This window comes from Microcystis wesenbergii FACHB-1317 (genome assembly GCF_014696875.1).
Classification (GTDB): Bacteria; Cyanobacteriota; Cyanobacteriia; order Cyanobacteriales; family Microcystaceae; genus Microcystis; species Microcystis wesenbergii_A.
The window spans coordinates 1-11,079 of record NZ_JACJQV010000194.1; the positions used below are offsets into that span (position 1 = coordinate 1).

The 11,079-nt window shown below is 42.3% G+C and carries 12 protein-coding genes and 1 pseudogene; 8 read left to right on the forward strand and 5 right to left on the reverse strand.

Going from position 1 to position 11,079, the window contains the following annotated elements; genetic code table 11:
- Positions 1-357 precede the first annotated feature (357 nt).
- A complete protein-coding gene (locus H6F92_RS19445) occupies positions 358-582 on the reverse strand; it encodes a DUF433 domain-containing protein (RefSeq protein WP_045360070.1) in 225 nt (74 codons plus the stop codon).
- A 699-nt stretch (positions 583-1,281) separates the two neighbouring features.
- Here H6F92_RS19445 and H6F92_RS19450 point away from each other — a divergent pair.
- Positions 1,282-1,401: pseudogene (locus H6F92_RS19450) on the forward strand (IS1 family transposase); the annotation flags it as partial.
- A 15-nt stretch (positions 1,402-1,416) separates the two neighbouring features.
- Here the strand turns inward: H6F92_RS19450 and secF are convergent.
- From secF to H6F92_RS19465, 3 genes are all read right to left on the reverse strand, one after another.
- Complete coding sequence (secF, locus tag H6F92_RS19455; RefSeq protein ID WP_190359144.1) at positions 1,417-2,367, reverse strand: protein translocase subunit SecF; 951 nt, start codon at positions 2,365-2,367, stop codon at positions 1,417-1,419.
- Positions 2,368-2,537: 170 nt separating this feature from the next.
- Complete coding sequence (gene secD, locus H6F92_RS19460; RefSeq protein ID WP_190359145.1) at positions 2,538-3,944, reverse strand: protein translocase subunit SecD; 1,407 nt, start codon at positions 3,942-3,944, stop codon at positions 2,538-2,540.
- Positions 3,945-3,970: 26 nt separating this feature from the next.
- Positions 3,971-4,954 (reverse strand): alpha-ketoacid dehydrogenase subunit beta, encoded by a 984-nt coding sequence (locus H6F92_RS19465; protein ID WP_190359146.1) that lies wholly within the window; start codon positions 4,952-4,954, stop codon positions 3,971-3,973.
- 330 nt (positions 4,955-5,284) lie between these two features.
- On the opposite strand from H6F92_RS19465, the gene H6F92_RS19470 reads away from it, so the two are divergent.
- The 7 genes from H6F92_RS19470 to H6F92_RS19500 all read left to right on the forward strand — a co-directional run bounded on the left by H6F92_RS19470 (position 5,285) and on the right by H6F92_RS19500 (position 10,112).
- On the forward strand, positions 5,285-6,853 hold the full coding sequence (locus H6F92_RS19470) for a YcjF family protein (protein WP_190359147.1): 1,569 nt from the start codon (positions 5,285-5,287) through the stop codon (positions 6,851-6,853).
- Positions 6,854-6,933: 80 nt separating this feature from the next.
- A complete protein-coding gene (yqeK, locus tag H6F92_RS19475) occupies positions 6,934-7,530 on the forward strand; it encodes a bis(5'-nucleosyl)-tetraphosphatase (symmetrical) YqeK (protein ID WP_190359148.1) in 597 nt (198 codons plus the stop codon).
- Between the two features lie 55 nt (positions 7,531-7,585).
- Positions 7,586-7,990 carry a ribosome silencing factor gene (rsfS, locus tag H6F92_RS19480; protein WP_151696033.1) on the forward strand — a complete coding sequence of 135 codons (405 nt, stop codon included), beginning with the start codon at positions 7,586-7,588 and terminating at the stop codon, positions 7,988-7,990.
- A gap of 5 nt (positions 7,991-7,995) precedes the next feature.
- Positions 7,996-8,499, forward strand: coding sequence for a CGLD27 family protein (locus H6F92_RS19485; protein WP_190359149.1), 504 nt, complete (start codon positions 7,996-7,998; stop codon positions 8,497-8,499).
- Positions 8,500-8,521: 22 nt separating this feature from the next.
- The gene (locus H6F92_RS19490; RefSeq protein ID WP_190359150.1) at positions 8,522-9,475 is read left to right on the forward strand and encodes an asparaginase; all 954 of its coding nucleotides are present in this window, start codon (positions 8,522-8,524) and stop codon (positions 9,473-9,475) included.
- 110 nt (positions 9,476-9,585) lie between these two features.
- Positions 9,586-9,846 (forward strand): hypothetical protein, encoded by a 261-nt coding sequence (locus H6F92_RS19495; protein WP_002763159.1) that lies wholly within the window; start codon positions 9,586-9,588, stop codon positions 9,844-9,846.
- Positions 9,846-10,112 carry a type II toxin-antitoxin system YafQ family toxin gene (locus tag H6F92_RS19500; RefSeq protein WP_002763162.1) on the forward strand — a complete coding sequence of 89 codons (267 nt, stop codon included), beginning with the start codon at positions 9,846-9,848 and terminating at the stop codon, positions 10,110-10,112. The genes H6F92_RS19495 and H6F92_RS19500 overlap by 1 nt, the downstream gene beginning before the upstream one ends.
- Positions 10,113-10,305: 193 nt before the next feature.
- Here H6F92_RS19500 and H6F92_RS26230 read toward each other — a convergent pair whose 3' ends face one another.
- Positions 10,306-10,926 (reverse strand): PEP-CTERM sorting domain-containing protein, encoded by a 621-nt coding sequence (locus H6F92_RS26230; RefSeq protein ID WP_242030196.1) that lies wholly within the window; start codon positions 10,924-10,926, stop codon positions 10,306-10,308.
- Positions 10,927-11,079 lie beyond the last annotated feature (153 nt).

Sequence of the window (11,079 nt, forward strand, 5' to 3'; positions counted from 1 at the left end):
TTATTTTATTCATTGAAAAAACCACAAATTAGGTCAGAATTTCAGCTAAATTTATGAGTTGAGATAAGTTTTTTATGGGCAGATATTTTCAAACTGTCTCTTGAAGCTAATTATGATGATTATCTTGAAAAAAATGATAATTAGACAGAAGTTCTCTTGTTCACATAGAGAACTTTATCTTCTTTTGTTTTCAAAATGAGAATTGCTGCCAGAAAATAACAACTCTTTTATTCTAACAAGTTTAAGGTTACTTGACAAGACTTACTTAGAAAACGGGTTTCTTGAAGAAACCCGTTTTCTATTTTAGTTTCGCTTCTAGGATTTTAGCTGGTAAATTTTCATCAAAGAAAAAACCATTCATGCAATTTTTCTGACTTCATAGTGATTCGCCATCAATCTTGCTGCAAATTGCATACAGGCATAAATATCTTCTCGATTCAGAGAAGGATATTCTTCAAGGACTTCTTCAATAGAATCCCCTGCTCCCAAAAATTCCATAACTGTTTGCACAGGAATTCGGGTTCCAGCTATAACAGGTCTTCCATTACAAATATCTGGATTGATATGGATACGACTTTCCATTAAGGTTTTGTTACCTCTTTGATGACCTTAAGTAAACTTATTATACCCTTTCATAGTAACAGGTAAGGATGTTGGGTTTCCCCAAAATCTATCGCTGGAGCGGGAGGAATTGCATGAGGGAACGCACCCTACCAGAGCGGCGATCATACTATTCCCAAGTTAGAGTTATACCTTCCAGGTTACATACTCTCTGAATAGTTTCCAGTTTACTCTCAGTCAATTTCCCAAATAGGTGAACTCTCATTTTATGCTTGGGATAATACTGTCCATAACTCTTTATTTGCCCGAGCGCTGATTTCCAGCCTTTTGTATTTTTGACTTCAATTATTTCCGTATTGGTTAAGACATCTATTCTACCTACCTTATCTCAGAAAAAGAAAAAGAAACATCAGTCATTCAATTTGGATATAGTAAAGATAAACGACCCGATTTAAAACAATATCGTCAAATGCTGGCCACATTAGACCCATCTGGAATGCCCCTATTGGGAGCGACCTTGGCTGGAAATGGGGGCTTTGGAGTCAGAATATCTACCAACGTGGCCAAAAATGACCCAAATCCTAGGTAGGGTTGGCTGAAAAAGTTTGTTGGTGGGGTTAGGGTGTGGACCTCGGCGTGAGATCGGTCGAACGCTGATCTCACGGCCGAAGCCTGACTCCTAACCCTAACAACAATTTTTGATTTTTACAAGAGGTCTAAAGACTTAATAATACTTGGCGACAAAGGATTTCTAGATTAGTAAGAAAGAGTCTATCTTTCTCTAAAAAAATGGATAATCATATCGGGGCTATTTGGTATTTTATCCATGACTACAATGCCCAACAAAGCAAAGCATTAAGCCTCCATCACTACTACCGAATCACCCCCCTTAGTTCGATTGGAACGACCGCGCCACCAAGCTAGTAGGGTACTAGCGATAAAAATACTCGAATAGGCCCCCGCTACGAAACCGATAATTAAAGCTAGGGCAAAATATTTTAAGGTGGTGCCACCAAAGAGAAAAATCGCCACCAGAGGCAATAAAGTGGTCAGGGTGGTATTAATCGAACGAGTTAGGGTTTGACTCACCGCATTATCGACAATTTCATCCACGGATAATTCGGGGGTATTGACAAAATTTTCCCGGACGCGATCATAAATTACCACTGTGTCATTAACAGAAAAACCCACAATTGTCAAGAGGGAAACCAAAAATAAACTATCCACTTCTACCCCCGCAATTAAGCCTAAAACCGCAAAGACCCCTAAAGTGATCAAAACGTCGTGCAGCAGGGCGACAATGGCAAAAAAAGCGTAATCCCGTTGAAAACGGAAGCTAAGATAGACGGCAATGCCGAAAAATGACACTAATAAAGCTAAAAATCCCGACCTAAATAATTCTTGACCGATGGTGGGACCGACGGTATCGATTTGACCGGTTTCGGGGTCAAAGGTGCCAATTTTCTCATTTAAGGTGTCGAGTAATTTTGTTCTCTGTTCTTCTGCCAGGGTTTTCGTTCGCACCGATAAAGTATATTTATCCAACACCTGCACACTACTGTTACCCAATCCCTCCTCGTCTAAAATCCCTTGCACTTCGGCAGTAGTTAAGGGTTTCTCACAGTTATTCTTTTTGGCACAGGCTAATTCTATCTGAATTCTCGTGCCACCAACAAAATCTAAACTAGGTCGTAAAGGCGCTTGAATAGTGAACCAAGAAATCACCATGGCCAAAATACTACCAATCGTCAGCAGGGCCGAGACTGTCCACCAAAAATTACGCTGTTTTGTAACGCTAAATGCCATATTGATTAAGTAGGGTTTGCTGAAAAAGTTTGTTGGTGGGGTTAGGAGTCAGGAGTCAGGAGTCAGGAGTCAGGAGTGGGGAGATTTTTCAGTTATCAGCAAGCAGTAATCAGTGGGGGAATAACTGATAACTGATAACTGATAACTGATAACTGATAACTGATAACTGATTATTGGTTTGTCGGTAAATTGGGGCAGAAAAGTTGGGGTTTTTGACGGACGCTGGGGACGTTTAAGACGGTGATTAACAGGAGAGTACGACTACAGGTTAAAGCGGTAAACATACTCACAGTTACCCCAATGGCTAAAGTTAAAGCAAAACCTTTGACTAATCCTGAACCCAACCAAAATAAGGCAGCACAGGCGATTAAAGTAGTGACATTACTATCAAGAATACTGGAAAAAGCCCGGTAAAATCCCGACTCCACCGCCCGAAATAGGGATTTTCCGGCCCTTAATTCTTCCCGGGTACGCTCAAAAATTAGTACGTTTGCATCAACTGCCATGCCGATACTGAGGATAAATCCAGCAATACCGGGTAACGTCATGGTGACTCCCACTAAGGCAAAAGCCCCCAGAGAGAGAATAGTATAGATAATCAGGGAAATATCGGCAATAATCCCGGGTAAACGGTAATAAACCGCCATGAAGATTAAAACTAACAGTAAACCCACTAAACCAGCGTAGATACTGCGACGGATGCTATCCTGGCCTAAAGTTGCCCCGACGGTGCGAATTTCTTCCACTTTGACAGGGAAAGGTAGGGAACCACCGCGCAATTGAATCGCTAGATCGTTGGCAGTTTCGGCGGTAAAATTACCGGTAATCACGGCCCGGCCCCCTGTAATTCCCGTTTGGGCAAACTGCACATCAACCACTGGGGCGCTAATTAATTCATTATCGAGGAAAATGCCGATACTGCGACCAGTACCAGCGATCGCTTTAGTCAGTTCAGCAAATTTACTGCCCCCTTCCGAGTCGAAAGTAATGGCCACTTCCCAGTTAGTGCCTTGGGTGGAACTGATTTGGGCATTTTGCAGATTTTTTCCGGTTAAGTCCACCGATTCAAATAGCTTTAAAATTGCCTCTTTAGATTTCTGGAGAGATTGTTCTAGTTCGGCAATTTTAGCGGCATTTTCGGGTTTATTCTCAGTTTTAAGGGCGGCTAATTCCACTTTTTTTTGTTGAAAAATTGAATATTCAGCCCGAAATTCTCCTTCTGTACCTTGTTTTTGTTGACGAAATTCTAATTGGGCCTGAACATTTAAGTTTCTCTCAGCTTCTTTGGGATTTGTGACCCCGGGTAGTTGCACGATTACCTGATTTTTACTGTCCACAGTCTGCACTAATGATTCAGAAACACCGAGGGCATTAACGCGATTTTCAATCACATTTTGTACGGCTTTTAAATCATTAGGTTGAATGGTTGTCACGGTTTCAGTGGGTTTAACCTGAATGGTTAATTGACTACCACCGCGCAGGTCTAAACCTAATTGTAGGGGTAACTTAATCAGGATAACGATCGAGGCAACAACTAGGCCGATGATCAGTAACAATAACCAATTTTGTCTCTGCATAACTTCAGTATCAAAAGGAGAATTTGTTAAATGCGATCGCCGACCATTTTTTGGACAGCTTCGACAATTTGATTAGGTTGAATAATCGTCAATCTTTCTAGATTACCGTTATAAGGTGTGGGGATATCTTGGGAAGATAATCTTAACACGGGGGCATCCAATTCATCGAATAACTGCTCATTAATTAAAGCAATTAACTCAGAAGCAATTCCCGCCGTTTTCATACATTCTTCCACAATAATCACCCTATGAGTCTTGCGAATCGAAGCGGCAATCGTCTCCATATCAAAGGGTTTCAGGGAAATTAAATCGATAATTTCTGGATCGTAGCCATCTTTTTCTAACTGTTTTAATGCCTGTAAACAGTGATGACGCATCCGCGAATAGGTGAGAATGGTGATATCTTCTCCCTTGCGAACGATTTCCGCTTTATCGAGGGGTAAAAGATACTCGCCATCAGGTAAATTTTCCTTGAGATTATAGAGAAGAACGTGTTCAAAGAAAAGCACGGGGTTATTATCTCTAATCGCCGATTTTAATAAACCTTTGGCATTGTAGGGAGTGGAACAAGCGACAATTTTTAGGCCGGGTACTGCGTGAAAATAGGCCTCTAAACGTTGGGAATGTTCCGCACCTAATTGTCTCCCCACACCCCCCGGACCGCGGATAACCATGGGGATTTTAAAATTACCGCCGGAAGTATAACGTAACATCCCGGCATTGTTGGCAATTTGGTTAAAGGCAAGCAGAAGAAAACCCATATTCATGCCTTCAATAATCGGACGCAATCCCGTCATGGCTGCCCCCACTGCCATGCCCGTAAAACTATTTTCAGCGATGGGGGTATCTAAAACCCTTAAATCGCCATATTTTTTGTAGAGATCTTTGGTAACTTTGTAGGAACCACCGTAATGACCCACATCTTCACCTAAAACAAATACTGTCTGGTCGCGGCCCATTTCCTCATCGATCGCCTGTCGCAAAGCATTAAATAATAGGGTTTCTGCCATATCAAGTCCCCGTTTACAATTCGGTCATCTTATCACTAAACTTATTATCTTACCCCTTTTCTGGTCCCAGGGAATAGGAAGTGGGGAAGTGGGGAAGTGGGGAAGTGGGGAGAATAAATAAAAGTAGGTGGAGAACGTAGGTTGGGTTGAAGCATGAAACCCAACGCCCGATTATGTTACGCTACCGCTAACCCATCCTACAAATAATTTTGCCTCCCTACTGATGAATAAAAGAAATTATGACTATAGATAATAGTCTATTCTGGTTCCCGACAATCGGCCGGCAAAGAACTAAGATCAAGATCAAGCAATCCCCTACCGTTAAAGCTGATGAAATTACCCCGTCTTGCCACTTTAATCATTGGTCTGAGCTTTATTTTCGGATTAATGTTGTGGTTAGTCAACTCTATCTATCGTCTTTACATCCAGATCGCCTTTACCGCTCCTATCTTAGCTAATATTCTGCTTTTGCTCATTATCGGACTGCTGGGCTTGCTGATCTACGTTCTTCTGTACTATTTTTATCTGCTGCCCCAGCAGCAAAAAAGTCGCCGCGGATTGCGTTCTTCCTCCCGTCCACCCCTAAAATTACCGGTAGAAAAAACCGAGGCCGCCGGGGAAACCTTAAAAGCTATCCGGCAACAGGTGGAGCAAATTCAAGATAAAGTAACCCAACAGGTTTTTATTAACCGTTCCCAAGAAATTGAGCGAAGTTTAGCCAGAAAAGAAGTTAAAATCATTGTTTTCGGCACAGGATCGGCGGGAAAAACCTCTCTAATTAACGCCCTCATTGGTCAAATGGTGGGCAATGTGGAGGCAACGATGGGAACCACGGAAAAAGGGGAAACCTATAGTTTAAAAATGAAAGGTGTGAATCGGGAAATTCAAATTACCGATACCCCCGGCATTCTCGAAATTGGTGCGGCCGGAGGTCAAAGGGAACAGTTAGCGCGACAATTAGCCACGGAAGCAGATTTACTTTTATTTGTCATTGATAACGATATTCGACAATCGGAATACGGCCCTTTATTGCGTTTAATTGATATTGGTAAACGTTCTCTCTTAGTCTTTAATAAAATCGATCTCTATAGCGATGAAGATCGAGAAATGATTTTAAAACAATTACGAGAACGTCTAAAAGGAGTGATTCTTTCCGCCGATATTATTGCCGTCGCCGCTAATCCCCAACCAGTACAGTTAACTGGTGGACAAATTATCACACCAGAACCGGATATTTTAGCTTTAATTAAACGTTTGGCTTCAGTTTTACGGGCCGAAGGGGAGGATTTAGTGGCGGATAATATCCTCTTACAATCCCAAAGATTAGGAGAAGAAGCTAGGAAAATTATTGATCGCCAACGTCGTCGCCAAGCTGATAAAATTATCGATCGCTATCAGTGGATCGGTGCGGGAGTGATTGCGGTGACTCCCTTACCAGTGTTCGATCTGTTAGCAACGGCGGCGGTTAATGCTCAAATGGTCAGGGAAATTGGTCAAGTTTATGGCTGTGAAATTAACAGCGATCGAGGCAAGGAATTGGCTCTATCTTTGGGCAAAACTCTAGTTAGTTTGGGAGTAGTGAAAGGAGCAGTAGAATTATTAGCCAGAATCCTACAGTTAAATTTTACTACCTATATAGTCGGTAAGGCAATTCAAGGGGTCAGTGCCGCCTATTTAACCCGCATTGCCGGCAAAAGTTTTATTGAATATTTCCGTCAGGATCAAGACTGGGGTGACGGTGGTATGACGGAAGTGGTACAAAGACAATTTCAACTTAGTCGCAAGGAAGAATTTATTAAGTCTTTTGTGGCCGATGCGATCGGTAAAGTGGTACAACCTTTTCAGGATGATTGGCAACAAGAAGAAGTTTTAGAAGCTAGTTGCGAGGATGATTGGTAAAGATCGAACCCGGGAGCAATAGGCAAAATTGTATAGTAATTGTTACAATCGTTTTGGGGTTCCACAAGGGCAAAAAAAAGATGCGACAGCAAGTTATCGACTGGTTAAAAGAAAACGTCAACGAACACCGTCTGCGACATATTCTCGGTGTGGAGACCATGTGTATTGATTTAGCTCGTCATCACCATCTCGATCCCGTCCAAGCAGGGCAAGCGGGATTACTACACGATCTGGCTAAATTTTTCAAGCCCAAAAAACTGCTAAAAATGGCGGAATCGGCGGGAATAGACGTGGATAATATCTGTTTATCCCATCCCCACTTACTCCACGCCGATGTCAGTGCAATTGTCGCCCAAAAAGAATTTAACGTTACCGATGAGGAAATTCTCGAAGCAATTCGCAATCATACCCTCGGTAAACCCAATATGAGTGATCTTAGCTGTATAGTCTTTATTGCCGATGCCTTGGAACCCAATCGCGGCGATACACCCGAATTAAACGCCCTACGACAACTCAGCTATCAAAATCTCCATAAAAGCGTTCAACAAACCTGCGATTATTCCCTAAAATATCTTTTAAGTAGCCATTGTCCCATTCATCCCCGCACCGTGCTAACCCGCAACTGGGCGTTACAAATTGTTAAAGAACAACCAACAAAAACTAAACCCATTGATTAACATAATCTCAAGACTCGCTTACAACCACCTCAGTCAAAGGATAACCACAACCTGAATGACCAATCCCACTGGAATTATTACCCCCATCGCCGAAAATCTCAAGACCGAACAATTTCTAGAGACAATTGTTACCGCTGCCGAGGACAAGAAAGCAGGGGACATCGCCATCCTGAAAGTCGCCGATATCTGTTATTTAACCGATTATTTTCTGATTATTACCGGCTATTCTACCACCCAAGTGCGAGCGATCGAGGATGCGATCGAAGCTGCTATGGAACTAGAATGGCAACAATCCCCCCGACAAGTGGAAGGAAAAAGCGAAGGTAGCTGGATCCTGATGGATTATGGCGATATCATTGTCCATATCTTTTTACCAAAAGAGCGAGAATTTTATAATTTAGAAGCATTTTGGGGTCATGCCCAACGTATTCCTCTGCCTAGCGACCATTTGGAGGAGTAGAATCCATGAAATCCTCCCTTGATTTCTGTCCCGTCCCGGAAGAACAGCAACCGGTTAACGAGTACGAACAATTAAAAGAATCTTGGTTTTTCCGTTGGGCTACGCTAGATGTAGCCCCTTATACCAAAAAAATTGTCTGGTTATGGTTATGGACATGGTTAATTGTCGGACCGATTGCCGCCGCTAGTTTTCCCCTCAAAAAGGCCCCTTTTCTCTTCTTCTGCGCGGGGATTTTTGGCTCGACAATTTTGGTAGGATTGGTGTTATTGCGCTTGTATCTAGGCTGGATCTACGTCTATGACCGCTTGCAATCAGAGAAAGTATTTTATGAGGAGTCGGGTTGGTACGATGGCCAAATCTGGACAAAAACCGCCGCCATTTTAACCCGCGATCGTTTAATCGTCTCCTATCAAATCCAGCCCATTCTCCGGCGTTTACAAAAAACCGCCCTGATTCTAGGGGCAATTGTCGCTATCAGTGGTCTTTTTTGGCTATTTTTCACTCACTAACCGCAACCAATCACCAATCTGAATGAATAGGGTAAAACGTTCACCAACCCACCGCTTAGAAATTCATCTCCTCCGGGAAGGTATTATTGAATCAGTCCATAATGTCGAGGCCGCCATTTGCGATGACCGCGGCCGGGTATTATCCACCGCCGGCAGCGCCGAAACTAGCGCCTTTATTCGTTCGGCCCTGAAACCTTTTCAAGCACTGGCTGTCATCAGTACCGCCACCCTCGAACGCTACGATCTCAACGATAAGGATCTAGCCATTATCTGTAGTTCTCACCAAGGCACGGTGGAACACGCCCGTCAAGTCTTTAATATTCTCTGGCGCGCCGATATCGATCCTAATGCCCTGCAATGTCCTCTCCCGGAAGGTAAACCCAGTCGCCTCCAGTACAATTGTTCTGGTAAACACGCCGGGATGTTAGCGGTGTGTCAACAGCGTGGCTGGCCGTTAAATAGCTATCTGCGGCGTTCTAGTCCGATACAGAAGCTAATTCTCAGCAAAATTGCCGAATTATTGGGGATGCCGGGGGATGAATTAATCAGCGCCCACGATGACTGCGGCGCGCCCACCTATTCAATGCAGTTGGGGCAAATGGCCCATCTCTACGCCCAGTTAGCCTCTGGCAACCGTTTAGACTTAGAAAGAATCGTCCGGGCGATGACCTATCACCCCCGCATGGTAGCAGGAGAAGGGGCTTTTGACACGGAATTAATGCGGGTTAGCCAAGGGGAAATCGTCAGTAAAGCCGGGGCCGAAGGGATTCAATGTATCGGGCGCGTCGGCGAAGGTTTAGGATTAGCAATTAAAGCCCTAGATGGTTCCAAACGGGCTAAATATGCCGCCGCTTTGCAAATTCTCAAACAGTTAGGCTGGATTACTCCCAATGTGGCCGAATCTCTCTCGGAAAAATTCCTTAAAATCGGCAGTTATACCCGCTTGGAAGTGGTGGGAGAAATGGCTTTGTTATAAATAGTGGGTTGAGCAAGGGTAACACATCAAAAACTTTTTTTTGGTGTGTTAGGGCAGTATTTGAATCTTGATTTTTTTCCTCAAAAACTGAACTTCGGAGTACAATACAGATGACTAAATTAATTCAAGAAACTTTCGAGCAGATTGCACTGCTTTCTGAAGAACAACAAGATAGCCTGGCAACCTATCTAAAAAAACACCTAGCTGAATTTTTAGAAGAAGCGGAAAAAGAACGACGAATTGCAGAAGGGACTTATACCATAAGTGATTTTAACGAAAAAACTCAACAAGCTATTCAGAATATTGAAGAGCAAAAAAACTTAACTGTTTGCCAAGATCAAGTTGAACTGTATCAGCAGCTAGGAATTTAATGTTATTACCCATTTTTGAAAATCGCTTTAAGAAAGATATTAAACGACTGCAAAAACGGGGAAAAGATATGACCAAACTGAAAAATGTCATTGATAAATTACTTCAAAAGCAAGAACTAGAACCTAAATACAAAGATCACGCTTTGATGGGAAACTGGAATGGATATAGGGATTGTCACCTAGAACCAGACTGGCTTTTAATTTATAAAATCACAGACACCCATCTTTTTTTAGTGCGCTCTGGTTCCCATGGGGATTTATTCTAATATTCGGTCAATCGTTTAAGTAGAGCTTGCTGAATACAAATGTAAGCTCTGCTAGAAAAGGGTTTTGAGCTTTTTTTCCAAAAAAGTGCCAGGAACAAACGTTGAGAAATCGCTCCGAGAGACTCAAAACCCTTGTACTTTTTTCGGCGAACGCAAAGTAATCAAAGAGCGATAACACCAGTTAATGGGCAATTTAGCCTATTTCTGTGGTTTCTTTTTCGATAGAATGATTGCGTTTTACTTGACGTTTTATTGTTGCACCAGCACCAATAATTCCTAGAGACAGGAGGCCTAAAGTTGAGGTGGGTTCGGGAACTTGTATAAGGCGTGTATAAACTACCTCAACATCCACAGGTAAATCTATAATGCCTACCGCTATAAGTCTTTGGGCAACAATATGCTGTCTTGCACTGGAACTGGCAACAACCTTAACGGAATCCGTAAAATATGGAATATAAAATACATCTGTTCCTAAAGATTCAAATGACAGATTTTCAGATACATTAGTAATATAAAAGTTTATACCCTGAGCAGAAGCATTCATTGCAGCTAAAGCATCTTCTTCAGTAAACACATCAAATAGTGGAGGTGTACCATAGATATCATTTACCGTTCCTCGTTCAAGAATAACATTGTAGGTTCTTGAGATACCCGTACTTGGCAAAGTAAAAGACACTCCATTTATACCTTTGATCACACCAGGACTTGAAAATACAAGTTCAACGGCCTGACTTGGTAAACTAACAATACAGGTTGTTATCCCTGCCGTAGCAATAGGTACAGAGAACTGGGCGCAAAAACGAAGAAACTTCATAAAAAAAATCTATCAGTAAAATAATTAATGAAAGTGTAAATATAGCAATTCTCTGACTTATGAGGTACAGTAGCAACAGTGAGTAAACCAATTGCGAATATCTTTTTGAGTAACTTCTAACATAGCCAATTCAATCCCTTCTATTAAGTCTTT